General features: G+C 71.3%; 28 protein-coding genes. 10 read left to right on the plus strand and 18 right to left on the minus strand.

What is annotated here, in order from left to right:
- The first annotated feature begins 104 nt into the window (after positions 1 to 104).
- Entirely contained in the window at positions 105 to 404 is a 300-nt protein-coding gene (locus ABZX22_RS25860; RefSeq protein ID WP_354913502.1) for a hypothetical protein, read from the plus strand.
- Here the strand turns inward: ABZX22_RS25860 and ABZX22_RS25865 are convergent, their stop codons facing one another.
- Entirely contained in the window at positions 405 to 1034 is a 630-nt protein-coding gene (locus tag ABZX22_RS25865; protein ID WP_354913829.1) for a hypothetical protein, read from the minus strand. It abuts the gene before it with no gap.
- Positions 1035 to 1054: 20 nt separating this feature from the next.
- Between ABZX22_RS25865 and ABZX22_RS25870 the strand changes: the two genes are divergently transcribed.
- Complete coding sequence (locus ABZX22_RS25870) at positions 1055 to 1219, plus strand: hypothetical protein (RefSeq protein ID WP_354913835.1); 165 nt, start codon at positions 1055 to 1057, stop codon at positions 1217 to 1219.
- A 2-nt stretch (positions 1220 to 1221) separates the two neighbouring features.
- Here the strand turns inward: ABZX22_RS25870 and ABZX22_RS25875 are convergent, their stop codons facing one another.
- Positions 1222 to 2790, minus strand: a complete 1569-nt coding sequence (locus ABZX22_RS25875) for an ABC transporter substrate-binding protein (protein WP_354913504.1) — start codon at positions 2788 to 2790, stop codon at positions 1222 to 1224.
- 163 nt (positions 2791 to 2953) lie between these two features.
- On the opposite strand from ABZX22_RS25875, the gene ABZX22_RS25880 reads away from it, so the two are divergent.
- Both ABZX22_RS25880 and ABZX22_RS25885 read left to right on the plus strand, forming a co-directional pair.
- Positions 2954 to 4846, plus strand: a complete 1893-nt coding sequence (locus ABZX22_RS25880; RefSeq protein ID WP_354913506.1) for a nitrate- and nitrite sensing domain-containing protein — start codon at positions 2954 to 2956, stop codon at positions 4844 to 4846.
- A complete protein-coding gene (locus ABZX22_RS25885; protein ID WP_354913508.1) occupies positions 4839 to 5195 on the plus strand; it encodes a DUF742 domain-containing protein in 357 nt (118 codons plus the stop codon). Before ABZX22_RS25880 ends, ABZX22_RS25885 begins: the two co-directional genes overlap by 8 nt.
- Here ABZX22_RS25885 and ABZX22_RS25890 read toward each other — a convergent pair whose 3' ends face one another.
- The 6 genes from ABZX22_RS25890 to ABZX22_RS25915 form a co-directional block, all read right to left on the minus strand.
- A complete protein-coding gene (locus ABZX22_RS25890; protein WP_354913510.1) occupies positions 5196 to 6071 on the minus strand; it encodes an ABC transporter ATP-binding protein in 876 nt (291 codons plus the stop codon).
- The gene (locus tag ABZX22_RS25895) at positions 6068 to 6916 is read right to left on the minus strand and encodes an ABC transporter ATP-binding protein (protein ID WP_354913511.1); all 849 of its coding nucleotides are present in this window, start codon (positions 6914 to 6916) and stop codon (positions 6068 to 6070) included. The genes ABZX22_RS25890 and ABZX22_RS25895 overlap by 4 nt, the downstream gene beginning before the upstream one ends.
- Positions 6913 to 7758: an ABC transporter permease gene (locus tag ABZX22_RS25900; RefSeq protein ID WP_354913512.1), complete on the minus strand. Its 846-nt coding sequence runs from the start codon at positions 7756 to 7758 to the stop codon at positions 6913 to 6915. Before ABZX22_RS25900 ends, ABZX22_RS25895 begins: the two co-directional genes overlap by 4 nt.
- Positions 7755 to 8771 carry an ABC transporter permease gene (locus ABZX22_RS25905; protein ID WP_354913514.1) on the minus strand — a complete coding sequence of 339 codons (1017 nt, stop codon included), beginning with the start codon at positions 8769 to 8771 and terminating at the stop codon, positions 7755 to 7757. Before ABZX22_RS25905 ends, ABZX22_RS25900 begins: the two co-directional genes overlap by 4 nt.
- A complete protein-coding gene (locus ABZX22_RS25910; protein ID WP_354913516.1) occupies positions 8768 to 10393 on the minus strand; it encodes an ABC transporter substrate-binding protein in 1626 nt (541 codons plus the stop codon). Before ABZX22_RS25910 ends, ABZX22_RS25905 begins: the two co-directional genes overlap by 4 nt.
- 105 nt (positions 10394 to 10498) lie before the next feature.
- Positions 10499 to 10978, minus strand: a complete 480-nt coding sequence (locus ABZX22_RS25915) for an anthrone oxygenase family protein (protein ID WP_354913518.1) — start codon at positions 10976 to 10978, stop codon at positions 10499 to 10501.
- Positions 10979 to 11060: 82 nt separating this feature from the next.
- Here ABZX22_RS25915 and ABZX22_RS25920 point away from each other — a divergent pair, with 82 nt between their 5' ends.
- Together ABZX22_RS25920 and ABZX22_RS25925 are read left to right on the plus strand one after the other, a co-directional pair.
- Positions 11061 to 11990 (plus strand): AraC family transcriptional regulator, encoded by a 930-nt coding sequence (locus tag ABZX22_RS25920; protein WP_354913519.1) that lies wholly within the window; start codon positions 11061 to 11063, stop codon positions 11988 to 11990.
- A gap of 55 nt (positions 11991 to 12045) precedes the next feature.
- On the plus strand, positions 12046 to 12399 hold the full coding sequence (locus ABZX22_RS25925; RefSeq protein WP_354913521.1) for a BBE domain-containing protein: 354 nt from the start codon (positions 12046 to 12048) through the stop codon (positions 12397 to 12399).
- A gap of 107 nt (positions 12400 to 12506) precedes the next feature.
- On the opposite strand, the gene ABZX22_RS25930 is transcribed toward ABZX22_RS25925, so the two are convergent.
- The 3 genes from ABZX22_RS25930 to ABZX22_RS25940 all read right to left on the minus strand — a co-directional run bounded on the left by ABZX22_RS25930 (position 12507) and on the right by ABZX22_RS25940 (position 14366).
- Entirely contained in the window at positions 12507 to 13031 is a 525-nt protein-coding gene (locus tag ABZX22_RS25930; protein WP_354913523.1) for a hypothetical protein, read from the minus strand.
- 261 nt (positions 13032 to 13292) lie between these two features.
- Positions 13293 to 13706: a hypothetical protein gene (locus ABZX22_RS25935; RefSeq protein ID WP_354913524.1), complete on the minus strand. Its 414-nt coding sequence runs from the start codon at positions 13704 to 13706 to the stop codon at positions 13293 to 13295.
- A 348-nt stretch (positions 13707 to 14054) separates the two neighbouring features.
- A complete protein-coding gene (locus tag ABZX22_RS25940; protein WP_354913526.1) occupies positions 14055 to 14366 on the minus strand; it encodes a hypothetical protein in 312 nt (103 codons plus the stop codon).
- On the opposite strand from ABZX22_RS25940, the gene ABZX22_RS25945 reads away from it, so the two are divergent.
- The 3 genes from ABZX22_RS25945 to ABZX22_RS25955 all read left to right on the plus strand — a co-directional run bounded on the left by ABZX22_RS25945 (position 14359) and on the right by ABZX22_RS25955 (position 19283).
- Positions 14359 to 14622, plus strand: coding sequence for a hypothetical protein (locus tag ABZX22_RS25945; protein ID WP_354913528.1), 264 nt, complete (start codon positions 14359 to 14361; stop codon positions 14620 to 14622). The genes ABZX22_RS25940 and ABZX22_RS25945 overlap by 8 nt on opposite strands.
- A gap of 775 nt (positions 14623 to 15397) precedes the next feature.
- Positions 15398 to 17881, plus strand: coding sequence for a Tex family protein (locus ABZX22_RS25950; RefSeq protein WP_354913530.1), 2484 nt, complete (start codon positions 15398 to 15400; stop codon positions 17879 to 17881).
- Positions 17882 to 17993: 112 nt separating this feature from the next.
- Positions 17994 to 19283, plus strand: coding sequence for a hypothetical protein (locus ABZX22_RS25955; RefSeq protein ID WP_354913532.1), 1290 nt, complete (start codon positions 17994 to 17996; stop codon positions 19281 to 19283).
- Between the two features lie 357 nt (positions 19284 to 19640).
- On the opposite strand, the gene ABZX22_RS25960 is transcribed toward ABZX22_RS25955, so the two are convergent.
- The 6 genes from ABZX22_RS25960 to ABZX22_RS25985 all read right to left on the minus strand — a co-directional run bounded on the left by ABZX22_RS25960 (position 19641) and on the right by ABZX22_RS25985 (position 24618).
- A complete protein-coding gene (locus tag ABZX22_RS25960) occupies positions 19641 to 20522 on the minus strand; it encodes a sigma-70 family RNA polymerase sigma factor (protein WP_354913534.1) in 882 nt (293 codons plus the stop codon).
- 9 nt (positions 20523 to 20531) lie between these two features.
- A complete protein-coding gene (locus ABZX22_RS25965; protein WP_354913536.1) occupies positions 20532 to 20918 on the minus strand; it encodes an STAS domain-containing protein in 387 nt (128 codons plus the stop codon).
- A gap of 111 nt (positions 20919 to 21029) precedes the next feature.
- Entirely contained in the window at positions 21030 to 22007 is a 978-nt protein-coding gene (locus ABZX22_RS25970) for a phosphotriesterase-related protein (RefSeq protein WP_354913538.1), read from the minus strand.
- A gap of 72 nt (positions 22008 to 22079) precedes the next feature.
- Positions 22080 to 22544 (minus strand): TrmH family RNA methyltransferase, encoded by a 465-nt coding sequence (locus ABZX22_RS25975; RefSeq protein WP_354913539.1) that lies wholly within the window; start codon positions 22542 to 22544, stop codon positions 22080 to 22082.
- Positions 22545 to 22699: 155 nt separating this feature from the next.
- On the minus strand, positions 22700 to 23938 hold the full coding sequence (locus ABZX22_RS25980) for an APC family permease (RefSeq protein ID WP_354913541.1): 1239 nt from the start codon (positions 23936 to 23938) through the stop codon (positions 22700 to 22702).
- Between the two features lie 95 nt (positions 23939 to 24033).
- Positions 24034 to 24618: a universal stress protein gene (locus tag ABZX22_RS25985; RefSeq protein ID WP_354913543.1), complete on the minus strand. Its 585-nt coding sequence runs from the start codon at positions 24616 to 24618 to the stop codon at positions 24034 to 24036.
- 107 nt (positions 24619 to 24725) lie between these two features.
- Here ABZX22_RS25985 and ABZX22_RS25990 point away from each other — a divergent pair, with 107 nt between their 5' ends.
- Positions 24726 to 25091, plus strand: coding sequence for a hypothetical protein (locus ABZX22_RS25990; RefSeq protein ID WP_354913545.1), 366 nt, complete (start codon positions 24726 to 24728; stop codon positions 25089 to 25091).
- Positions 25092 to 25095: 4 nt separating this feature from the next.
- On the opposite strand, the gene ABZX22_RS25995 is transcribed toward ABZX22_RS25990, so the two are convergent.
- Positions 25096 to 25782, minus strand: coding sequence for a DUF998 domain-containing protein (locus tag ABZX22_RS25995; RefSeq protein ID WP_354913547.1), 687 nt, complete (start codon positions 25780 to 25782; stop codon positions 25096 to 25098).
- Between the last annotated feature and the right edge of the window lie 131 nt (positions 25783 to 25913).

A 25913-nucleotide genomic window follows, 5' to 3' on the forward strand; every position in this document is an offset into this window, starting at 1 on the left:
CCTGCACATGCTCCAGGTGCTGTTAGCCACCTGGAGCGGCCGATGCCCCACCTGCCATCAACGACCACCATGACGAACTAACAAAGTACTACTAGAGTGGGCGCGTGCTTCCAGATCTACGTGAGCCCGTCATCAGGCAGCTCGCCGAGTCCGACCTGGCCCGCCACCACTGGCGGGCCGACGACGGCGACGGCGGCGTGTGGCTGTTCGAGAGCGTCGAGGGCGCCGGCGAGCACTGGGCGATCAGGCAGATCGAGATCCGCGCCGACCGCTCCGTCCACCGCTACTGGTGGCGCCACCTGCAGGACGAGCACGGTTTCCTCACCGACCAGCCGCTGGAGATCTGGGAGCTGGCCGAGATCAGCCAGGAGGCGTTCGCGTCGGTGTGGGAGCTGGCGGGCTGATCAGCTCTCGCCGGGCGGCACCGCGACGGAGATCTCGCCGCCCAGCTTGTGACCCAGCAGCAGGTCGAGGTCGTCGCCGCTCCAGAACCGTCCGGGGTCGTACCAGTTGGGCCTGCGGCCGACCGGCAGCAGGCCCATCTCCTCGTAGGTGACGGCGACGACCTCGGCGCAGTAGGCGCGCTCCAGCGTCCGCTCCCCCACCTCGCGCCGCAGCCGGGGGATCCTGCCGCGCAGCCATCGCCCCGCCAGGCGCGCGGTCGAGGGGAACGGCGTGCCGTCGAGCCTGGCGACCGTGCGCAGCGCCGCGTCCTCCATCTCGGCGGTGGCCTGCGGTTCGAGCTGGCGCAACCAGCCGCGCTGGCCGTACCGCCGGCCCCAGACGGTGACCGCCTCGCGCAGGTCGTGCAGCTGCACCCCGCGCTGGTGGGTGCCCGACCACAGGTCGAGCAGCGACTTGCCGAGCTCGGCGTGCCACATCATGGGTGGCATGTCCTCGATGACGATCGACATGCCCACGTGGTTGACCGGGCTGTTGGTCACTGTCTGGATCGCCCGGTCCGGCACCGAGCGTCCCCTGAACACCCAGAGGTCCCCGGTACGGGTGAGATCTACGGCCTCGTCGAGAGTCAGCACGCCACTACCCTAGGCACATGCGGACGAAATGGTGGAAGATTCTCGGCCTGGCAGGCGTGGCAGGAGTCGCCGCGACCGGCGTGGTCATGGCCCGCGCCGAACGGCGGCGCCGCGCCTACACGCCGGAGGAGATCAGGTCACGGCTCCGCGAGCGTGTCGAGGCCGAGGTCGAGCAGGGCTGACCTCAGCCGACCGGCCGCAGTTCGTGGACGAAGACCACGTCCGGATAGGCCGGGTTGTCGTTGTAGCCCTGGATGCCGCTCAGGTAGGCCCGCTGGTAGTTGACCACCCACGGCACCGCGGCCGCCGCCTGGACGTCGAGCAGCCTCCTGTCGAGCTTGGCGTAGGCCTCCTGCGCCGCCGCGCGGTTGGTGACGGTGAGCTCGGGCAGCGTGTCGATCAGCGCGTCGGCCTCGCGGTCCTTGAGGTAGGTCAGGTTGAACTGAACGCCTTCCGCGCTCCTGAAGACGTTGGTGAACCACGAGTAGGCGTCGGCGTAGTCGGGCCACCAGTACATGAGGAAGATGTCCTGACCACGCCGCTTGCCGCGGGCCCACTGCTCCTCCCACGGCAGCGCCTTGGCCACCAGCGTGATGTTGAGCGGTTCGAGGGTGGCGGCCAGGCGCCGGACGAAGACCCGCTGGTCCTCGTCGCCCTGGGCGTAGGTGAGGGTGAGGCGCAGCGGCAGGCGGCCGGGGCCGTAGCCCGCCCTGGCCAGCAGGTCCGCCGCGCCCTGGAGGTCCTGCCTGGGCGTACGGCCGGCCGAGTGGCCGAACAGCCCTTCGGGGATCACGCCCGTCGAGGGAGAGGCCGCGCCCCGCAACACGCGCAGCGTGCCCGAGTAGTCGATCGTCTTGCGCAGCGCCCTGCGGATCCGCACGTCCGCCAGCGGTCCGGCGGAGGTGTTGAAGAGCAGCATCGCGGTCTGGAACGACGGCATGGCGGCGGTCCGCACGCCCGCCGTCCTGCTCGCCCTGCGGTAGAGGGACGGGTTGAGCCGGTGCACGAAGCTGACCTCGCCGCGCATGAGGCGCCGCCAGGCCTCCTCGATGTCGGGCTCGACCACGTACTTGACCGTGGTGTAGTGGGGCCGGTCCCAGCCGCCCCAGTAGCCCTGGTAGGCCTTGAGCGTGAGCTCGTCGCTCTTGCCCTTCCGCCAGCCGGCGACGGTGTACGGGCCGGTGCCGGCGTCCTGGCCGGCGGCGAACCACGCCTTGAGGTCGGGCGCGGCCGCCGTGTCGTAGATGTAGGCGGCGTACCCGGAGGAGGCGACGAGGTCGAGCGGCACGGCGTACTTCAGCGTGAACGTCACCGTGAGCGGGTCGTCGGCCCTGATGGACTCGACCGCGCCCCAGATGTAGGAGGGCCCGCTCTTGGAGCGCATGGTGCGCTCGATCGACGCCTTGACCGCGGCGGCGTCCATGGGCCTGCCGGTGTGGAAGGTGACGCCGGAGCGCAGGGTGAAGGTCCAGGTCCGGCCGTCCGCGGAGGCGCGCCAGGAGGTGGCCAGGCGCGGGCTCGCCTTCTTGGTGACCGGGTTGTAGATCGTCAGCGACTCGTAGATGTTCTGCATCGCGATGATCTCGTTGGAGTAGGAGCTGGCCGGGTCCCAGTCGGTGACCACGCCGAGGTTCTCCACGTAGACGAACGTGGAGTCCTTCGCGGGTGGCCGCTGCTCCTGCCGTGCCTGCGGGGCGGTCGAGCAGCCCGCGAGGAGGAGCGCGAGCGCGGCCGCGATCAGCCGACGGCGCATCTGCCTCCCTCTACTCCCCGATCGTCCTGGGAAACCTACTGCAAGATCACGAAATGATGCTCAAAATCCCGAAAAATCGGGAAATTGCGAGGTGCAGTTGCTAGGCTCTCACCTGTCCCAAATCCGGGGTTCCGATGCTAGGGACCGACCGGAGTGAGGTGCCATGGGCCGAAGCCGCACGATCAGAGTGAAGATCGTCGGCCTGCTGCTAGTTCCGCTGGTGTCGATGATGACCCTGTGGGGTGTCATCGTCGCGGTGACCGCGGGCGAGAGCCTGGAGCTGCGCTCCTACAAGGAGCGCTGGACCAATCTACGCCAGCCCGCGAGCAAACTGATCGGCGAGTTGCAGCGCGAGCGCCTGTCCTCGGCCCGGCTGGTGGTCCACCGGCACGCTCCGGCCGACCAGAGCGCCGCCTACGAGCAGCGGGCCAGGACCGACGCGGCCAGGGAGCTCTTCCGCCAGCTGTCGGACCGCTCGCGCGGCTCGACCACCGAGGCGGTGCGCCGCCAGATCGACGCGGTCCTCACCCAGCTGGTGCACCTCGAGGCCATCAGGGGCGAGGTCGACGCCGGCCTGTCGCCCCGGCTGCCCACCATCGAGGCCTACAACGCGATCTCCGACGCGCTGTTCGGCCTGCAGCGCAGCGTCGCGCTGATCGACGACATCCCGATCTACGAGCAGTCGCGCCTGGTCATCAACCTCGGCTACGCCAAGGAGTTGCTGACCAGGGAGCAGGCCATCGCCGTCGGCAACCCGGGCGACGAGGAGCGCAAGCTCTTCACCCAGCTCGTCGGCAACCGCCGCTTCCTCATCGACCAGGCGCTCGCCGAGCTGGACGCGCCGCTGCGCGAGATCCAGGTCGGCATCATCACCACCCCCGCCTACCAGCGGCTGCGGATCATGGAGGAGCAGATCATCGCGGGCCGTGCGCCCGCCGACTGGCCCTCCACCTCCACGGCGCTGGCCAACGCCATCCAGAACGCGCAGAACGAGGCGGGCGTCATGCTCACCGAGCGCGCCGAGCCCGTGGCCGACGCGGTGCTCGTGCGCGCCCTCGTGCTGGCGGGCACCGGCCTGCTCGTCGTGGTCGTCTCCCTCATGATCTCCCTGCGGATGGGCAACCGGCTGTCCAAGGAGCTGGCCACGCTGCGCGAGGCCGCACTCGAGGTGGCCGAGACCCGCCTGCCGCAGGTCGTCCGCAAGCTGCGCCAGGGCGAGGAGGTCGAGGTGCCCGAGCTGTCCGTGCCGGGCAGGACGACCGAGATCGCCGATGTCGGCAAGGCCTTCGCCACCGTCCAGCAGACCGCCGTCGAGGCGGCCGTCGGCGAGGCGAAGCTGCGCGCGGGCGTCGGCCAGGTCTTCCGCAACCTGGCCCGGCGCAGCCAGACGCTGCTGCACCGCCAGCGCATCCAGCTGGACGGCATGCAGCGCACCGCCACCGACCCGCAGGCCCTGGACGACCTGTTCCGCCTCGACCACCTGACCACCCGCATGCGCCGCCACGCCGAGGGCCTGATCATCCTGTCGGGCGCCACTCCCGGACGTGGCTGGCGCAAGCCGGTGCCGCTGCACGACGTGGTGCGCGGCGCCGCGGCCGAGGTGGAGGACTACACCAGGGTGACCGTCTCGCCCATGCCCGCCCACTCGCTGGCCGGGCCCGTGGTCGGCGACGTCATCCACCTGATCGCCGAACTGATCGAGAACGCCACCGTCTTCTCCCCTCCGCACACCACGGTGACCGTGCGGGGCGAGCTCGCCGCGCACGGTTTCGTCGTGGAGGTGGAGGACAGGGGACTCGGACTCAGCGAAGAGGAGCTGGCCGAGCTCAACGAACGGCTGGCCAACCCGCCCGAGTTCGATCTCGCAGACAGCGACAGGCTCGGCCTGTTCGTCGTCGCCCGCCTGGCCGCCAGGCATGACATCCGCGTGACGTTGCGCGGTTCGCCATATGGAGGGACCACCGCCATCGTGCTGATCCCCGCAGAGCTCGTCGTCGCACCCGAGGAGCAGGAGCAGGAACCCGTGAGGAAGATGCGGGTGGTGACCAGTGAGTGAGGAGCGCTGGCTGGACGAGGACGCAGGTCCGATCGTTCCCGCCTACCTGCTGACCCGCGGTCGCACCGTGCCCGCCAGCGAGGCCATCGACCTCATCGCCGTGATCATCACGGCGGGCGGTCTCGCCATGCCCGTGGGCCTCGGCCCCGAACACCTGATCATCCTTCAGCAGTGCACCAAACCCACCCGTCTGGTGGACGTGGCCGCCGAGCTGAACCTGCCGATCGGCGTGGTGCGCGTGCTGGTCGGTGACCTGCACGCGCAGAAGCTGGTGGAGGTCGAGAAGCCGCCGCCCGCGCCCGACGCCAAGGTGATGCTCGAGGTGATCAACGGGCTGCGCGCCCTGTGATCACCGCGCGGCCAGCCCCGTGAGCACCAGCTCGGCCCGGTGGCAGGCGACCGTCCTGCCCGCCACCTCGCGCGGCTGCGGGGCGGTCTCGCACTCCGGTACGGCCAGCGGGCACCGCAGCCGGAACGGGCATCCGGTGTCCGCGGGCGCCGACTCGGTTCCGCCCCTGGCCACCGGCGGCCGGCCGCCCAGCTTGGGCACGGCGTCACGCAGCGCCAGCGTGTAGGGGTGGGCGGGCCGCCGCAGCAGGTCCTCCGTCGGCCCCGACTCGACGATCCGCCCGGCGAACAGCACGTGAGAGGTACGGCACAGCCGCCCCACGACGGCCAGGTTGTGGGTGATGAGCAGCCGCTCGGTCCCCAGGCCCGCCAGCAGGTCGAGGATCCTGGCCTGCACGGTCACGTCGAGCGCGCTCGTCGGCTCGTCGAGGACGAGCAGCCTGGGACGCACGGCCAGGGCCCTGGCGATGACCACCCGCTGGCGCTGCCCGCCGGAGAGCTGGTGCGGCTTGCGTCCGGCCAGCGCCGGGTCCAGGCCGACCTGCTCCATCAGCGCGGGCACCGCCGCCCTGTCACGGCTGCCCTCGGCGATCGAGCGGCCGACCGACATCCTGGGGTCGAGCGACTCGGCCTGGAACACCGGCTGGACGGCCTTCCTGAAGACCTTCCTGTCGACCTTGGACAGGTCCTGCCCGCCGTAGGTGACGCGGCCCTTGACGGGGCGGAGCAGGCCCAGGAAGGCGCGGGCGAGCGTGGTCTTGCCCGAGCCCGACTCGCCGATGAGGCCGACGCCGCCTTCGGTGATGTCGAGGGTGACGTCGTGGACGACGGGCGTCCTGCCGTAGGCGAGGGTGACGCCGTCGGCGCGCATGATCATGGGAGCGCCTCCAGCAGCTCGCGGGTGTAGGGGTGGCCGGGACTGGACAGCACCTGGTGTGCCGGGCCCGACTCCACGACCTCGCCGTCCTTCATGACCAGCACGCGGTCGGCGATGGTGGAGACCAGGGGGAGGTCGTGGGAGACGATCAGCAGGGCGAGCCCCCGCTCCTCGCGCAGCCTGCGCAGCACGCCGACCACCTCGGCCTGGACGGTGACGTCGAGGGCGCTGGTGGGCTCGTCGGCCAGGATCACCTCGGCGCCGAGCGCGATGGCCAGGGCGATGGCGAACCGCTGGGCCTGGCCGCCGGAGATCTCGTGCGGGTAGCGGCGCAGGATGGCCGGGTCGAGCATCACGGCCTCGCACGCCCGCGCCATCACCGCCTCGATCCCGCCCCGCCGCGGAGCGTCCACGCGCCCGGCGCCGCCCGCGGGTTCCCCGTCGGGGAGCACCCCGGCGTTCCCGTCGGGCAGGGCGGCGGACGGCCCGGAGGAGGGGGTGCCGGTGATGCCGTGGCGCTTGAGTGCCCTGCGCATGAGGACGCCGAGCCGCGTCGTCGGCGACAGCGCCGCCTGCGGCGACTGGATGACCAGCGCCGCCTTCGCCCCCCTGATCGCGCGCAGCGCGCGGGGCCTGGCCCGCAGCACGTCCACCCCGCACACGCTCACCTCCCCCGACACCGTGGCCCCCTCGGTGAGCCCCAGCGCGGCCAGCAGCGTCGTGGACTTGCCCGAGCCGCTCTCCCCGACGACGGCCACGCACTCCCCCGCCGCCACGTCGAGGACGGGCACGTGCGCCACCACCCTGGACCCGTAGGCGACCCGCAGGTCCCTGATGCTGATCACCGGACCGTCCTCCGCGGGTCGAGCGCGCCGCGCAACCCCTCGCCGAGCACGTTGAACGCGAACGCCGTCAGCAGGATCGCCAGCCCGGGGAAGGTGACCACCCACCAGTTCGTGGTGAAGAGCGTCTGCCCCTGGTACACCATCAACCCCCATTCGGCGGTCGGCTCCTGCGCGCCGAGCCCCAGGTAGGACAGGGCCGCCGCGGTCAGGATGACGCCGCCCGCGTCCAGCGAGAGCTGCACCAGGACGGGCGTGAGCGAGTTCGGCAGCACGTGCCGCAGCACGATCAGCGGGGCCGGCACGCCCAGGCAGCGGGCCGCGTCCACGTAGCTCCTGGTGGAGACGGAGGCGGCCACCGAGGCCGACAGGCGCGCGTACCAGGGCCACCAGGTCACCGCGATCGACAGGATCACCGTGGTCACGCTCGGCCGCAGCACCACGGCGAGCGCCAGGGCGAGCAGCAGGGCGGGGAAGGCGAGGAAGACGTCGGTGATCCGCATGATCACGTCGCGGGCCCAGCCGCCCGCGTAGCCCGCGACGAGGCCGAGCGTGACCCCGGCCGTCGCCGACACCGCCAGCACGGCGACGGCGATCGCCAGCGAGGTGCGCCCGCCGTACAGGACCTGGGTGAGGATGTCGCGGCCGACCTGGTCGGTGCCGAACCAGTGCGCGGCACCGGGCGGCAGCAGCGCGCGCAGCGGCTGCGTGTCGTTCTCCGGGTACGGCGCCAGCCACGGCGCGCAGATCGCCGACAGCACGATGAGCACGAGCAGCACCGCACCGAAGGCCGCGAAGCGGTCAGGGACGCGGGGCAGCCGCCGGCGCGGCTCGACGGTGGTCATCGCGCCCTCGCTCTCGGGTCGACGACGCCCTGGAGCAGGTCGACGACCAGGTTGGCCAGCACGTAGACCACGGCGACCAGCACGGTGACGCCCGCGATGCCCGGCGTGTCCGCCGAGGTGATCGCGTTGAACGCGTAGCGGCCGAGGCCGGGCCAGTTGAAGACCGCCTCGACCAGGAAGCCGTTGACCAGGGAGTAGGCGAAGACGAGCGCGATCAGCGACAGCACGGGGTTGAGCGCGGGCCGCAGCGCGAAGCGCGTCAGGATGGCGGTCTCGCCGAAGCCCATGGCCCGTTCGAGCCGCACGTGGTCCTGCCCCGACTCCTCGATGAGCGCGGCGCGGGTGAGCTGGGCGATCACGCCCGCGGGGTAGGCGGCCACGACGAGCGCGGGCAGCACGAGGTGCTCGGCCGTGCTGGTGAAGATCGGCCAGTTGCCCGTGATGAGCGCGTCCACGATCGTGATGTTGGTCCACAGGGTGAGCGGGCTGGTGGTGTCGAGCGTGGTGTCGTACTCGCCCGCCACGGGGAACCAGCCGAGATGGGTGGCGAAGACCAGCTGGAGGGTGAGCGCCAGCCAGAACACCGGGACCGAGACGGCCAGCATGGAGCCCAGCCGTACCGAGAGGTCCGGCAGTCTCCTCTTGTGGCGGGCGGCGAGCACGCCGACCGGCACCCCCACCAGGATCGCGACGACCAGGGCCGCGCCCACCAGTTCCAGCGTCGCGGGGAAGGCGTTGGCCAGGTCCTCCATGACCGGTCTGCGGGTGCGCAGGCTGACACCCCAGTCGCCGGTGACCAGGTCCCTGGCGTAGTTCCAGAGCTGGACGTGGAGCGGCCGCTCCAGCCCGAACTGCTCGCGCGCCGCGGCGAGCTGCTCGGGCGTCGCCTTCGGCCCCGCGTACGCCACGGCGGGATCGCCAGGCACCAGCCGCATGATGACGAACGTGAGCGTGACCACGCCGGCCACGACCAGGAGAGCCTGGCCGAGCCGGCGAGCCAGGTAACGCGTCACCCGGTGGGCTTCAGGTCGTAGAAGGAGACCACGTTCGGGTAGGCGGGGTTGTCGACGTAGCCCTCCACGCCCGCCGACAGCGCCCGCTGGTAGGTCTGCACGAACGGCACCGCCACCGCGGCCTTCTCCTCGATGATCTTCCGCTGCAGCTCCGCGTAGGACCGCTCGGCGGCCGTCCTGTCGGTCGCGGTCAGCTCGGGCAGCGCGTCGATCTCCTTGTCGATGGCCTCGTCCTTCAGGTACGACAGGTTGAAGGAGACGGGGTCGGCGCTGCGGAAGACGTTGACGAACCACGAGTACGGGTCGGCGTAGTCCGGGAACCAGTACATGACGAAGATGTCCTGGCCCTTCTTCTTGCCGAGGTCCCACTGCGGGTTCCACTGCATCGGCTTGGCCTGTAGGGAGACGTTGAGCTTCTTCAGCTCCGCCGTCAGCAGCGTGACCAGCAGCTGCTGGTCGGCGTCGCCCTGGGCGTAGGTCAGGCTGAGCTTCAGCTCGTTGAGGTCGGGCCCGTAGTCGGCGGCGGCCAGCAGCTCGGCGGCCTCGGCGAGGTCCTGCTTGGGCTCCAGGCCGGGCGTGAAGCCGAGCAGGCCCTGCGGCACCAGGCCCGAGCCCTTCTGCCCCGCGCCCTTCAGCGCGGCGACCAGGCCGTCGTAGTCGAGGACCTTCTGCAGCGCCTGCCGTACGCGGACGTCCTTGAGCGGGCCGCTCTCGGTGTTGAACAGCAGCATCAGGTTCTGGAAGGACGCCGTCTGCGACGCTTGCACGCCGGCGGTGCCGCCGGCCTGCGCGAACAGCTGCGGGTTCAGCCGCTGGACGAAGTTGACCTCACCCTTCTGCAGCAGCTGCCACGCCGTGTTCAGCTCGGGCGTGACGCGGAAGGCGACCTTCTTGTACTGCTCGGGCTTCCAGCCGCCCCAGTAGCCGTCGAAGGCCTTGAGCGTGAGCTCGGTCTCCTTGCCCTTCTCCCACGTGTCGACCGTGTACGGGCCGGTGCCCGCGTCGGCCTTGCCGTCCTTGACCTGCTCGACCACGCTGGTGTCGTAGATGTAGGAGGCGTAGCCCGAGGAGGCCACCAGGTCGAGCGGGCTGGCGTAGGACAGGGTGAACTTCAGCGTGTGCTCGTCGGGGGTCTCGATCTTCTTGACCGCGTCCCAGACGTAGGCGGCGCCGCCCTTCAGCTTCATCGTGCGCTCGATCGCCTTCTTGGCGGCCTCGGCGGTCACGGGGTTGCCGCTGTGGAACTTCACGTTCTCGCGGAGCTTGAACGTCCACTCCTTGCCGCCGGCCGCCGAGCTCCACTCGGTGGCCAGGCGCGGCTCCGGCTTCTGGGTCGCGACGTTGTAGCGGGTCAGCGACTCGTAGATGTTCTGCATCGCGATGTTCTCGTTGGAGTACGAGGTCGCGGGGTCCCAGTCGGTCACCACGTCGAGGTTGGGCGCGTAGACGAACGTCTTGTCGTTCTCCGTCGCCGCGTTCGCCGTCGGGGAGGCGGTGGATCCGGTGGCGGGCGCTGAGGGGGGCTGGCTGGCACCGCGCACCTGTCCGCCCGCGCACGCGGATGCGGTCATGGTCACGGCCCCGACGACCCCTGCGGCGAGCAGACGCTTGTGCCAGCGCATGGGGAGTTCCTTTCGTAAGCCACTCTGACGGGATCCGCGCCTTTCGCCCGGCTTTCGCCCCGCCGGGCAAGATCGTAGCGACTTACGCCTCTCCCTTCCCCGGCATCACCACAACAACAGGCCCACCCCCGCGATGGCGAGAGACGCGAAGCTCACCAGCCCCCTCAGCGTGTTCCACCGCCGCCAGCGGGTGGAGTAGGCGGCCCACAGCCGCTCCGGCTCCCCCCGGCCCGCCTCCAGCGCGTTGTTCATCGGCACGTTGACCGCCGCGGTGACCGCGAACGCGCCGAGGACGTACAGGCCGCCCGCGCCGAGGAAGGCGGTCCCCGCCGCCGGCACGTCCTGGACGAGGAGCAGCACGCCCGCCGCGACCGGGGCGACAGGCGCCGCCAGGTACATCAGCAGGAAGACCGGGTTCAGGATCTTCCTGTTCGCGCTGCGCATCGCCGCCACCGCCTGGTCGGGCCTGATCGCGTCGAGCCCGGGCATGACCGAGATCGTGAACCCGTAGAACAGGCCGGCCATCGCGCCCAGCAGAACCAGGCTGAGCACCGCGAGCACCTGGGTCACCGTCGTCATCGTCATGCCCTCAGCCTGGCCGCGACCCCCGGACGGCGGCCATCGTCGAGAAGCTCGCCCGCATCATCCAGCGTCTAGGCTTCGTCGCATGGACGCTCTCGCAGGACTCCTCGACGGGCCGCGAGCCCGTGGCGCCTTCCTGCTCCGCTCGATCATGACGCCCCCATGGTCGGTGCGCATCCTCGACCGGGCCCCGCTGACGCTCGTCTCGATGCTGCGCGGTGAGGCGTGGGTGATCCCCGACGGCGGCGCCCCCGTACGGCTGACGCCCGGCGACGTGGCGATCATGCGCGGCCCCGAGGCGTACAACGTGGCCGACGACCCCGCCACCGAGCCCACCATCCTCATCCACCCGGGCGAGCGCAGCACCACCGTCGACGGCGTGGAGCTGTGCGCGTCGATGGACCTGGGCGTGCGCACCTGGGGCGACAGCCTGGACGGCCCCGCCGTCATGCTCAGCGGCACCTACCAGCTGCGCGGCGAGATCAGCAGGCGGCTGCTGAACGCCCTGCCGTCCGCGCTGGTGGTTCCCTCACTCGACACGCCCCTGCTCGCCCTGCTCGGCGACGAGATCGCCAAAGACCAGCCGGGCCAGGAGGTCTTCCTCGACCGGCTGCTCGACCTGCTGCTCATCGCCACGCTGCGCGCCTGGTTCTCCCGGCCCGAAGCCGGGGCGCCCGCCTGGTACCAGGCGCACAGCGACCCCGTCGTCGGCCGCGCGCTACGCGTCCTGCACAACGAGCCCGCCAGTCCGTGGACGGTCTCCGCGCTGGCCGACCGCGTGGGAGTCTCCCGCGCCGCCCTGGCGCGCCGCTTCACCGAACTGGTGGGCGAGCCGCCGATGTCCTACCTGACCAGCTGGCGGCTCACCATGGCCGCCGACCTGCTGCGCGAACCCGAGGCGACCGTGGCCTCCGTGGCACACAAGGTGGGGTACGGCAGCGCGTTCGCGTTGAGCACGGCGTTCAAGCGGGAGCGCGGGCTCAGCCCCCAGGAACACCGCATGGCCCCCGCCTGACCCGATCCTGCCGCGCCGCCGGGCCGGCTCCTGGCCCTCCAGCGTGCGGTCGCGGATGTCGGCCAAGCCGGTCGAACCGCTCATCAACCTGCAGATCAGGCACCTGGGCGGGGCGCTCGCCGAGCCGGGCGGCGGGGCCGGTGCGAGCGGCGCGGTGGCTGAGCCGTACCTGCTCGGCCTGGTGGGTCTCGGCCTGCCGCACGCGGCCGATGCGACGCGTGCCAAGCAGGCCGAGGTCGTGGCCGACCTGGAGGCCTACATCAGCGGCCGCAAGCCGTACACCGTGCTGTCCCCCGGTGACACGGCGGCGAAGTCCTTCTCCGGCAGCACGCTCGCGCGGCTGCGAGAGATCAAGCGGGCCCGTGACCCGCACAACGTGTTCCGCGCGAACTACCCGGTGCTCGGATAGATCGGTGCAGGTTTCCAGCCTGCACACGCGAAAGGGGCCCTGCCACCATGATCGGTGAGGCCGGGCCCCTTATGCGCTGCAGCAGCTGGGTGTCGGCCCCTCAGGGATCAGGAGCAGACGCGCTTCAGGCTGGCGTACTTGCCCCAGCCGAGCGTGTATCCCTTCGGCCCTCTGTCCCAGAACTTGATGGAGGTGACGCGGTCGCCGGTGTAGATGGTGTACCAGCCCTCCTTGTCGATCTCGTTGATCCCCGCGTTGGTGCCCCAGGTTCCGTGACCCTCGTTGGTGATCCCCTCCACCCAGAAGTCGATGTAGCCCGTGGCCTGCCTGTCGGGCACGTAGAACTGGTAGGCGCAGTTCGCGGCGGTGAACGCCACCTTGTACTGGACCTCGATGCAGGCGTGGTCGCCGTTGGTGTAGGTCCACTCGATGGGCCGCTGCGTGTCCCAGCCGCTGAAGTACTGGTCGTTGCCGGGGCAGGCGGTGGTGTTGCGCTCCAGCGTGGTGACGTAGGGGGTGAACGTCTCCTCGGCGGGATCGGCGACGGCGGGCGAGCCGGTCAAGGCGAGCGCGGGCAGGACGAGGGCCGCTGCTGCGACGGCCCGGGCGGCGATGCGCTGAACAGATCTCACTGCGTGACTCCTGTCGGGTCGAGATGGTGTGCCGTGATGGCACAAGATCACTTTCGGAAAACCGGTGGCGTGTCCACGCCCGTGGACAGCGCATGCCGGCGACGAGCGGACACCTGCCAGGTCTGGACGGCGGCTGACCGAGCGAGGAGATGATCCGATCGCCGAGGATGGACGTGGACACCGGCGAGGCCCTGGGGAGGACCCGGTGGCCGCGTTCATCGCACAGTTACGGGCGCTGCATCAGTGGCAAGGGGGCGCTCGTCACTGTCCGGACCTTGCGCACTTTCTGACCTGCTTGCGGATGTCGTCGCCGGTGTTGACCCACGCGTCGGTCAGCACCGTTTGCGTGCCGTAACCGCTGGAGCTGTAACCGCCGCCCAGGGAGATCCAGGCGGTGGTCGAACCGTACGGGCCGGTGACCTTCGGGCCCTCCAGCCAGCACACCGGATGGACCGTGGCCCCGTACTCGTACCACCGCACGGGGCGCTTGTTGAATTCGATCCGGTACGCCTCTCCATCTGCGGTCCCGCCGATGAGGGTCGCCTCGAACGTGGCGAGCCCCGCCGTGTTGACCACCTTTCCGGTGAGTGCCTGCTCGGTCGCGGCCGCACCCGGCAGGGCCGTCATCCCTACCGCCAGGAGCCCGCCCGCCACCAGCCCGCCGATCTTCTTCATCGTCTGTTCCCTTCGTCGTCTTGAGCACTGCGAGATCACTTTCGGCAGGCCGGCACGGTGTCCACCACCTGTGGACAGCACCTGCGGACGACGACCGGACACCCGCCCGGCCTGGACAGCGGCTGACCAGCGAGGAAACGAGGCCGAAGGCGCGTGCCCGTTCGTGATGACCCGGTGTCCGAGCGTGGATGAGGACACCAGCTGGGGAGCAGACGCGCGGCGAGATGACGCCGGCGGATGGGCGGCTTCCGCCGGACATGAGACCGGCCCCCGCGTCGAGGTGATGCGAGGGCCGGTGTGATGATCAAAAGGTGTGTCGGGAGCTGCTGCGGGCAGCCCCGGGCACGCTCACAGCGGCTCGATGCGGCCGCCGGTCAGCCGGTTGCGGGCGTCGATGGTGTGGCCGTCGCAGACCAGCGCCTGGGTTCCTTCGGCGTCGTCTTCGAGGGAGATCAGCAGTTCCTTGACCGAGCGGGCGATGCGGTCGGACTTGTAGATGATCAGGGTGTCGCCGGGGTGGCATCCGTTCGACGGTGGCGGGCGGGCGAATATTACGCTCCGTTGCGATTCTCGACTCTGGGTGCCGGAGATATTACGATGCGTGATCGCCGCTGCGCCCCGCCTGTCCCCTGGGGCAAGGGCATGGCTGTGGGTGCTCATCGCCGCACTCGCCTGGACCATGCAGGTCCTCGGCACCAGCACCTACAACGAGGCGCTCACCGCCGACCGCGAGGTGGTCGCCACCGATCGGGGTACACCCGCCGAGGAGGTCTCCCGGAGGGCCGAACCGCTCCTCCGCCGCTCCGCCCATCACCCCGTGCCGAGCCGTCGCGCCCGGACCACCCTCCCGCCCGCCCCGCGCCCGTGCGCGCGAGCGGCCGAGCTCCAGACGCTCCTCTGCGTGTGGCGTACGTGACAGGGCCCTGTGCCCGCCGTACTTCCACCCTGATCGGAGCCCGACATGAAGGACTTGTACGTCGTTCTGGAGACATGGACCCATCACTGCCCGCAATGCCGTAAGGAGTGGCGCTACACCTACGAGGCGTGGCACGTCGACAACGGGTGCGGGAGATGCGCCGTCACGTGGCGCCACCGCGGCCAACTCGTGCCCGCGCCGTGGTCGGGGCCCGCGTGCCCCGACTGCTCGACACCGGCGAGAGCGACCGTGCCTCACTGAGCCGGCGTGCCGCCGTCGTTCTGCCCGAACGGCGGCGGCACCCCGCCCCCGACCCGCGCACGAGCACCTGACCGTCCCTTCCAACTGCCACCGCGACCCGCGCATGAGCACCTGACCGTCCCTCCGATCACCACCGTGACCCGCGCACGAGCTTCCCCCTTCCCCTCCGATCACCGCCGCGCGCGACCCCCAGATCTTCCCCCGACCACCACTGCGCGCATGACCGCCCGCCCTCTCCTCGAACCGCCGCGGCGCGTCCCACCGTCGGCGGCCGGGCGAGCGGAAAATGTCGGTGCGGGGGTCTAGGGTTTCGGGTTCAGGCTCGCCGTGACGGCGGGGACCGAAGTCCTGCTGGGCGCGCGCCCTCGGCGGACGGGACCATGCGGGGACGGAGGTGCCAGGCCGGCTTGCCGTACGGGAGAAACCTCTCCTGAGCGGGAAAGACGCAGCCGGCGAGCGCACCCGCCCCGCGGGTCCGGCACAATTGGGCGGCGGACCATCGAAAGGCGAATCAGTGCTCTCTATTCACCAGCGCATCGCGGAAGAGCTGGGCGTACGCGAGGGGCAGGTGCAAGCGGCGGTCGACTTGCTCGACGGCGGCGCCACCGTGCCGTTCATCGCGCGTTACCGCAAGGAGGTCACCGGCGCGCTCGACGACGCGCAGCTGCGCACGCTGGAGGAGCGGCTGCGCTACCTGCGTGAGCTCGAGGAGCGGCGCGCGGCGATCCTGGAGTCGATCGAGACGCAGGGCAAGCTCACCGACGAGCTGAGGGAGCAGATCCTCGCGGCCGACACCAAGGCCCGTCTCGAGGACATCTACCTCCCCTACAAGCCGAAGCGCCGCACCAAGGCCATGATCGCCCGAGAGCTCGGGCTGGAGCCGCTGGCCGACGCGCTGCTGGGCGACCCGACGCTCGACCCGCTCGCCACCGCCGAGCCGTACGTCGTGGAGGGGCTGGCCGACTCGGCCGCCGCCCTGGAGGGCGCCCGCGCCATCCTGATCGAGCGTTTCGCCGAGGACGCCGACCTGATCGGCACGCTGCGCGAGCGCATGTGGTCGCACGGCAGGGCGGTCTCGGCCGTGCGCGAGGGCAAGGAGGAAGCGGGGGCCAAGTTCTCCGACTACTTCGGCTTCAGCGAGCCGTTCACCAAGCTGCCCTCCCACCGGATCCTCGCGATGTTCCGCGGCGAGAAGGAGGAGATCCTCTCGGTGACGCTCGAGCCCGAGGAGGGGCCCGAGTACGAGATGCGCATCGCCGCCCGCTTCGGCGTCTCCGACCAGGGCAGGCCGGCCGACAAGTGGCTCGCCGACACGGTTCGCTGGGCGTGGCGCACGCGCATCCTCGTCCATCTCGGCCTCGACCTGCGCATGCGGTTGTGGCAGGCGGCCGAGGACGAGGCGGTGCGGGTGTTCGCCGCCAACCTGCGCGACCTGCTGCTGGCCGCGCCCGCCGGCACGCGCGCCACGATGGGTCTCGACCCTGGCCTGCGCACCGGCGTCAAGGTGGCCGTGGTCGACGCGACGGGCAAGGTCGTCGAAACCGCGACCATCTACCCGCACGAGCCCAAGCGCCAGTGGGACCAGTCGCTCGCCGTGCTCGGCGCGCTCGCCCAGAAGCACGGCGTCGAGCTGATCGCGATCGGCAACGGCACCGCCTCCCGCGAGACCGACAAGCTCGCCGGCGAACTGGTCAAGCACATGCCGGGGCTGACCAAGATCGTGGTGTCGGAGGCCGGCGCGTCGGTCTACTCCGCCTCCGCCTACGCCTCGCAGGAGCTTCCCGGCCTCGATGTCTCGCTGCGCGGCGCCGTCTCCATCGCCCGCCGCCTGCAGGACCCGCTGGCCGAGCTGGTCAAGATCGACCCGAAGTCCATCGGCGTCGGCCAGTACCAGCACGACCTGGCCGAGACCAAGCTGTCGCGCTCGCTCGACGCGGTGGTCGAAGACTGCGTCAACGCGGTCGGCGTCGACGTCAACACCGCCTCCGCGCCGCTGCTGACCCGCGTGTCCGGCATCGGGGCGACGCTGGCCGACAACATCGTCCAGCACCGCGACACCCACGGGCCGTTCAGGTCGCGCAGCGCGCTGAAGGAGGTGGCGCGCCTCGGGCCCAAGGCGTTCGAGCAGTGCGCGGGCTTCCTGCGCATCCCCGGCGGCGACGACCCGCTCGACGCCTCCAGCGTGCACCCCGAGGCCTACCCCGTGGTGCGGCGCATCCTGAGCGCGGTCGGCGCCGACCTCAAGTCGCTCATCGGCAACACCGCGACGCTGCGCTCCCTCAAGCCCGCCGAGTTCGTCGACGACACCTTCGGCCTGCCGACGGTCACCGACATCCTGGGCGAGCTGGAGAAGCCGGGTCGTGACCCGCGTCCGGCGTTCAAGACGGCGACCTTCAAGGAAGGCGTGGAGAAGCTCTCCGACCTCGCGTCCGGGATGATCCTCGAAGGGGTCGTCACGAACGTCGCGGCGTTCGGGGCGTTCGTCGACATCGGCGTGCACCAGGACGGGCTGGTCCACGTGTCGGCGATGTCGCGCACGTTCGTCAAGGATCCGCGCGACGTGGTGAAGCCCGGCGACATCGTCAAGGTGAAGGTGCTCGAGGTCGACATCCCGCGCAAGCGCATCTCGCTCACGCTCCGGTTGGAGGACGAGAGCGCGGCGGGCGCCCGGCAGGGGCGTGGACGCTCGGCCGAGGGCCGCGGCGCAGACGGCCAGCCGGGTGGCGGACGCTCCGGAGAAGGGCGCGGCGGCGGCCGTTCGGGTGGCCGCGGGGAAGGCCGCGCCGACGGCGGCCGCGGTGGCAACACGCGTGACGGCGGCCGGGGGAACGGCGGCGGCAACGGGCGTGACGGTGGCCGTGGCCGTGACGGCGGCAACGGGCGTGAGGGTGGCAACGGGCGTGAGGGTGGCCGCCAGGGCGGGCAGCGCCGTCCCGCGCCGACCGGCGCCCTCGCCGAGGCCCTGCGCAAGGCCGGCCTGGCGGGCGACGACTACTGATCGCTCACGGGGTGCGGGGTCCCGGTGGGCCCCGCACCCCGCACGGTTCAGCGCCGAGCGGACGGGCGCCTGCCGCACCCCTCCGACTGGGTACGGTCATGGGGTGGGTGCCATGGACGAGACCAGTGACCTCTACCGCGACGCCGTACGGCAGGCTCGCGACCTGCTCCGGTGGCGGTCGCCGTTGCGAGCCGAACTGTGGGCGAGCAGGCTGGCCGCCAGCTGGCGGGACGACGAGGAGGCGGCCGGATCGTTCCTGGCGCGCGTCGCCCGGGACGACACCCCCGAGGCGCGCCTCGTCCTGACCGCCCTCGCCTCGCTCTCCCAACTCCCGGACGCCGACGAGCCGCCCACCGCCCACGGCGCGGACACCGGCGAACCCACCGTCCGCGGAGAGGGCGCCGGCCAGCCCGCCGCCCACCGTGGGGACGCCGGTGTAACTCCCACCGCCCACGGCGCGGACATCAGCGAGCCCACCGTGCACCGTGGGGACGCCACTGTGACGCCCGGCGCCTACGCGTCGACGCGCGATGTCGCCGCGGCCGGGGTTCCGCGCTGGATGGAGCTCATGGGGCGGGCCCGACCCGAATCCGCATGGTACGGCACCGCCGACCCCTACGGCGAGCAGGCCCTGGCGGTCATCTCCTTCGTCTATCCCAACGAGAAGGAACCCCACCTGGCCGTCGTCGCCATCGACCAGGCCAACGGCGGCTTCGCGGTCGACGCGGTCATCGAGGAGCCGAAGTTCCTGGAGGACCTCGACGTCCGCCCCGCCGATCCGGTGCGGGTGGCGGGCCGGATCATCGACGCGTTCGACCTCACCGACGCGGTGCTGGGCGCCCCGGTCGCCGAGACGCTCCCGCAGGCCCGCGCGATCGTCCTGGCCCGCGCCCACGCCACCGAGAACCCCGTCCTCGGCGCGAAGAGCCCCGCGGGCAGCGCGGAGAGCCCAGCACGCGCCCCCGAGAGCTCCGCGCCCACCGCCGAGGTCCCTGCAGTCAGCGCGGAGAGCGCCTCGGAGGGTGTCGGGGGTGGGCGGCGGTCGCCGGATGACACCGTGGACCGCTTCGACGATCTCCCGGACGTGCCGGGCGCGGATGAGGCGTTCGCCACTCTTGTGGAGTTCTTGGGTGATCGTCCGTCGTGGTGGAGCCCGGCGCGCGTCACTCAGTTCCTGACCTCGTGGCTGCCGAGGGAAGCGATCATGAGCGAGGCCGCCGTCGCCGCGATGCCCCAGGTTCTACGGGCTTGGACACGTCACCTGGGAGATCATCCCGAGGTGGTCGAGCGGGTCGAGACCGACTCTCGCGACCTGCCGTTGCTCATGGCCGACGGGTTGCGCTTCAGTCTCGGCAAGCGGTTGAGGCTCGCCGAGAGGGAGCACCGGGGGACGGACCGCTGACCACTGCGGCTATGCTGCGCAGTGACCTTTTCTGCGGCCCATTGAGGGAGAGCAACAGCATGTACAAGGAGTTCGCGGCCGAGGCTGTCGTCTGGGTGGTCCCGATCGTGGTCCTCATCGGCCTCGCCCTCATGATCACCGCCTGATCTCCGGGCGTTCATGATCTCAGCCCGCGAGACGGCCCTTCCCGCAGGAGCCGTCCGTGGGCTTTCGCGCGTTCCCCCGCTGCCGAGCACGCGGGGGTTCCTGGCCGGTCAGCGGCAGGGGAAGTGGCGGACGGAGGTGCGCGCCGAGACGTACCAGCGCCCGACCGCGCCATGAGATCAGCACACCGCGGCCGCCGCTGTCGACACGTGATCAGGAAGCCCAGGCCGGCAACGGCCCGCCCTCGCGCAGCCTCCGCAACGCCTGCCGCTCCAACTGCCTGATCCGTTCCCTGGTGAGTCCGAGCCGGTCGGCGATCTCCTGGTAGGTGAGCACCTTGCCGCCCGCCAGGCCGTACCGGCGTCTGATGATGAACGCCTCGCGCACCGGCAGTTCCCGCACCTGCCCGCGGATCTCGGCCGCCAGCGCGCGCAGTTCCATCAGCTCGGCCACCTGCGGGGCGTCGTCGTCGGCGATCAGGTCGCCGAGGCTGGCCTCGCCGTTCTCGCCGACGGGCGTGTCGAGGCTGATCGTCTCCCGCGCGATCCTGCGCAGGCCCTTGATCTGCTCGACGGTACGGCCGGCCGCCGTGGCCAGTTCGGCCTCGCCGGGTTCCCTGCCCAGGTCGGCGGCCAGCCGCAGGGTGATGCGTGACAGGCGGGTGACCTCCTCGGCCATGTGGGCGGGCAGCCGCACGGTTCTGCTCTTGTCGTTGATGCCGCGCTCGATCGCCTGCCTGATCCACCACATGCCGTAGGTGGAGAACTTGTATCCGCGCTTGTAGTCGAACTTCTCCACCGCTCGGATCAACCCCAGGTTGCCTTCCTGGATGACGTCGAGCAGGGGGAGCCCGCGGTGGGCGTAGCGTCTGGCGGCGGCGACGACCAGGCGCAGGTTGGCCCTGATCAGCCGATCTCTGGCCTGTCCGCCGTCCCGCACGAGCGCCGGCAGTTCGGGCCGGTCGTCGCCGTGGGCCAGGAGGTGCGCGGCGTAGAGTCCCGCCTCCATCCGACGGGCGAGGTCGACCTCATCCTCGGCGGTGAGCAGCGGGATCCCGCCGATCTCCTTGAGGTAGTCGCCTAACAGGTCCGCCATGCCGCCCGACTACCCGGCGAACGGCGGAGAATGCCCGGATTCGGAGAGTTCGGCGATGGCGAGTTCGGCGGTGGGCCTGATGTCGAAGAACTTGTCGAGCGCGGTGATCGCGAACAGGTGCTTGCAGCGCCCGTTGAGCCCGGACAGGAGCAGCCGCCCGCCGGAGGCGGTGACTGCCTTGTGGAGGTAGACCAGCACGGACAACCCCGAGGAGTCGCAGACCTCGACGGCCTGCATGTCGATGACGATCATCGGAGGCTGGCTGAGATCGAGTGCCTTGGTGACCCGATCACGGACCTCCGCCGCCGATCCGAAGTCGAAGTCGCCTGTCAGCCTCGCGATGACACACGGACCTTGTAGTCCGAGGCTGATTGACAAGGCCTGCTCCGCAGTCACCCAGCTCCACCTACCCGTGTAGCACGCTTCGATCCCGCTACCATACCGAAGATCGCGGGCAACGCCTCGCCCACCCGGCGGGGGCGAGTGGGGCGAGCCGCGGAGAGCGGGTCAGGAGAAGTAGCGCGCGGGCGTGCCGACCAGCATCTGGTCGATCTGCTCCTGGGTCACGCCGCTCGAGCGCAGCGCGGGCAGCACGTCGTCGTGGATGTGGTCGTAGCGCCAGTTCGGCGCCACCAGCGGCACGCCTTCGTCCCAGTCGCCGGCGAAGTGGTCCATGAAGCAGGCGGCGTCGTGACTGAGCACCATGCGGTCGGCGTACCCCTGCTCGCACAGCGCGGCGATGGTGGCCACGCGCTGCTCGGTCGGGTTGTAGATGTCGAGCCCGAACCTGTCCATGCCCAGGATGGCCCCCGTGTCGGCGAGCCTGCGCAGGTAGTCGAGGTCGTTGCTGTCCCCCGCGTGCCCGACGACCACCTTGCGCAGGTCGACCCCCTCCTTGGCGAACAGGTCGAGCGCGAGCAGTCCCGACCGGGTGGCCGCGTCGGTGTGGACGGTGATGGGCGCGCCGGTGCGCACGTGTGCCTGGGCGGCGGCGCGGCACATGCGCTCGACCCCCTCGGTCAGGCCCCGCCTGTCGACCACGCACTTGACGAACGCGGCCTGGACCCCGGTGTCGGCGATGCCCTCGGTGAGGTCGCGGACCATGTCGTCGATCATCGGGTCCGGCATGTCCATGAGCAGCCCCGGCCCGCGGTGCTCGTAGGGGTGCGGCGGCAGGTCGTGGAAGTAGAGGCCGGTGGCGACGATGATGGTGAGCTCGGGCACCTGCGCGGCGATGCGCTGGATGCGCGGGATGTAGCGGCCGAGCCCCCACACGGTCGGGTCGGCGATCGTCCGGACGCCCTTGGCCGCCACCGCCTTCAGCTTGCCGATCGCGTCGGCCACCCTGAACTCCTCGTCCCACCAGCCGCCCACGCCGTAGTTGTCCTTGTGCTCGGTCGACAGGGCGAAGATGTGCTCGTGCATCAGGGTCTGGCCGAGCTCGGCGACGTCGACCTGGCCGCGGACGGTGGGAACGGTGGGCATGCGGAGCCTCCCATACCGACTGGTCTGTCCGCGCCAACGTACGTCAAAGGGTCCGGGGGAACAACGCCGGCATCATGCCAGCCCGGCCAGCTTGTACAGCACCAGCGAACCGGCCACGGCCACGTTGAGGCTGGTGCCCCTGCCGACCATGGGGATCTCGACCACGGCGTCCATGAGGTCGAGCGCCTCCTCGGGGACTCCGTCCGACTCGTGGCCGAGGACCACCACCGTGGGCCGCCGCGCGGCCGGCAGGTCGGCCAGGCGGATCGCCCGGTCCGCCAGTTCGACGGCGATCACGTCGTCTCCGTCGCTCTTCCTTTCCGTCAGCCAGCGCATCGGCCGTACCCAGTGGACGCAGGTACGGCTGCGCAGCGTGTTGCCTTTGGCGAGGGCGTCGGGCACCCACGGCAGCCGCGGTACGGCCATGCACGCGCCGACGGCGTCGCAGGTGCGCAGGAGGGTTCCGAGGTTGACACCGTGCAGGGGCCACAGCGGCGCGACGGTGAGATGGCCGAAACAGCGGGGACGCTTGTTCATGCGAAGGCGCTTCAGCGGTGCGCCCGGACCATCGACGGGGATTCCACCCCTATCGTGCCCTGCGGGCCCGGCAGCGCGCCAGGTGGCCCCGGCAGCGCACCAGATCGTCCCGGCAGCGCACCGGACGGTCCCGGCAGCGCGCCAGGAGGTGCCGCTCACGGGCGGCGGCGCAGCACCCACCACAGGCCGCCCGCCGCGAACACCGCCAGCCCGGCCGCCACCGACGCGGCCGGCAAGGTGACCGCCAGCACCACGCACAGCGCCAGCCCCACCACCGGTACCGCCCGCGGCGGCGCGCCCTCGTCGCGGGCCAGGGTGAGCGCCGCCGCGTTGGCCACCGCGTAGTAGACGAGCACCCCGAACGACGAGAACCCGATGGCTCCCCGCAGGTCGACCGCCAGCACCAGCACGATCACCGCCACGGCCACCGCGAGCTCCGCCCGGTACGGCACCTGCCGCACGGGGTGCACGGCGTCGAGGAATCCGGGCAGGTCACGCTCCCTCGCCATCGCGAAGGTGGTCCGCGACACCCCGAGGATCAGCGCGAGCAGCGCGCCGAGGGCCGCCACCGCCGCGCCGGCCCTGACCACCGGCGCGAGCCATCCGGCGCCCGCCCCGATCACCGTGTCGACCAGCGGGGCGTGGGACGTGCCGAGCCTGGCAGGACCGAGCACGCGCAACGTGGCCAGCGCGACGAGCGTGTAGACGACGAGGGTGATGCCGAGGGCGATCGGGACGGCCCTGGGAATGGTCCGCTCGGGATCGCGCACCTCCTCGCCCAGCGTGGCGATGCGGGCGTAGCCGGCGAAGGCGAAGAACAGCAGCCCGGCGGCCTGCAGCACCTCCCAGGGGGCCACGGGGGCCTGCGGGACGGCATGCCACGGGGTCGACGGCGCCTTGCCGCCGGTCAGGCCGGCGACCACCACGGCCGCCAGCACGGCCAGGACCAGCGCCACCATGATCCGTGCCGCCATGGCCGAGCGCTGGACGCCGAGGAGGTTGAGCGCCGTCAATGCCACCACCGCGCCGACCGCCAGCGGGACGGCCAGGCCGGGCGCGACGTACGCGCCGAAGGTCAGCGCCATCGCCGCGCACGACGCCGTCTTGCCGACCACGAAGCCCCACCCGGCCAGGTATCCCCAGAACGGGCCGAGCCGCCGCCTGCCGTACACGTAGGTGCCGCCGGACTCGGGGTGGCGGGCGGCGAGCCTGGCCGAGGAGGTCGCGTTGCAGTAGGCGACGACGGCGGCGAGCGCGAGCGCGAGCAGCAGCAGGGGGCCCGCGGCGGAGGCGGCGGGCGCGAAGGCGGCGAAGACCCCCGCGCCGATCATGGCGCTGAGCCCCACGACGACCGCGTCGCCGGTGCCCAGCCGCCGCGCCAGTCCTGACGTCATCCGCCGTCCCTTCCGCAGAGCCCGCGACAGCACCCGAGGTCCGGGCGGGAACCACTGTGCCTCATCGCCTCTCACCGCCCCGAAGGGGGGCAGGGTCAGGCCGTGGTCCCCGGCGGCTCTGCCGACGACACGCCGGACTTCGGCGACTCCTTCGACGGCACACCACTCTCCGGGGATTCCGCCGACGGCACGCCGATCTCCCGGGACTCCTCCGACGGCACGCCGCTCTCCGCGCCCTCCGGGGACGGAACGATCAACACGGGCCGTCCGGCGTGGTGCAGCACCCGGTCGGAGGTGCTGCCCAGCAGCAGCGACCGCACCCCGCCCAGCCCCCTGGTCCCGGTCACGATCAACATGGCGTCCAGTTCCTGCGCCACGTCCACGATCGTCGACCACACCGCCGGCGAGTCGGGCTCGCAGCGCGCGGTGGCCTCCAGCCCCGCCTGCCTGGCCAGTTGCGCCCCCTGCTCGGCCAGTTCCCTGGTGGCCTCCTGGATCGCCGCGTCCTCGGCCGTGGTGTCGATCGGCACCATCATCCCCGCCGAACCCCTCATCGAGGCGAGCGCCAGCCGTTCCCACACGCTGAGCACGACGACTCGCTGCCCCTTCAGCAGGCTGCCCGCGTAGGCGATGGCCGCCTTGGCGTCGTCCGAACCGTCGTAGGCCACCAGAATGGTCATGTCCGTCTCCTCCCCATGTGGATCTCCACTCCTCCTATCCCGCGCTCCCCCTTTCACGCGCACGGCGGGCGTTCGTTTCAGGCGTGGTCGGGGGGTAGGCGACCTCCATGACCGTGACACAGTTCCGCGACCTCCCCCTCGCCGACCGCGACCGGGAATGGGACGCCGACGAGGCCGACAAGCGCGTCCGCGCCTGGGCGAAGGCCGAGGACGAGCCGAACGCGCAGTACCGCCAGGCCTTCGTCTGGTACGACGGGGACAACGCCGACGAGTTCGGCGCCTACAAGCTGCCCGTCGCCGACGTCATCGGCGGTTCGCTGAAGGCCGTCCCCAGGGCGGTCATGGCGGCCGGCGCCGTCGTCCAGGGTGCCAGGGGCGGGGTGAAGATACCGAAGGGCGAGGTGGACCGGGTCAAGTCACACCTCGCCAAGTACTACGCCTCGATGGGGGAGACACCCCCGTGGGAGCGCTGACCACCTACGCGGCCAGCGACCGCGACGTCTGGACGGGAGCCGGCGCCGCCGGAGCGGCGTGCTGGACGGACACCAGCCGGTGAGCGCGGTGGCCGGTCGCGTGCGGCAGCCGTACCAGGTGGAGGCTCAGGAGCAGCAGCAGGCCGACCTCGGAGACCACCACGAGCCGCTGGGTGAGCCCGGCGGGGATCTCGGCGTTGCTCAGCGGGATCCCGAGCGTCCTGACCACGTAGGGGATGACGACCAGCACCAGCGCGGCCAGCGCGACGCCGCTGAGCGCCTTCATCGCCCGCGGGTAGCACACCTTGGCCCTGGCCAGCAGCAGGCCCGCCGCCGGCATCACGAGGAAGGCGACGAATCCCGCGTAGCGGTGGATCCCGCCGGACAGGGACAGCGGCAGTCCCGGCCGGTCGGTCGGGAAGACCCCGATGAGGAACATGCACACGCCCCATGCCGCCACCAGGGCCACGACCCTGCGGTCGGCGCCCGACCTGCGCAGCGCGGCGGCGACGAAGGCCGCCCCCACGGCGAACAGCGTCAGCGACGCGGGGAGCAGCCACCCGATCGGATGGAAGGCGTACTCGCTGATCAAGGTGTGCATCGGGTCGAGCCCGGCCTCGGTCTGCAGCGTGAGCATCGCGCCGGCGCCCGTGCCGAGCGCCGCGAATCCACCGATGAGCAATCCCTTCATGCCCTTTACGCTCGCGGAACACGGCTCCGCCGAGTATCGGAGATCGGCCCCACGCGGCCCCTGAACCGACCCTTACGACCGAGGGAGGATCATTTCCCGCATCACCCCGATGACCTGGTGCGAGGCGACCC

Source organism: Nonomuraea sp. NPDC003804 (assembly GCF_040610675.1).
Classification (GTDB): domain Bacteria; phylum Actinomycetota; class Actinomycetes; order Streptosporangiales; family Streptosporangiaceae; genus Nonomuraea.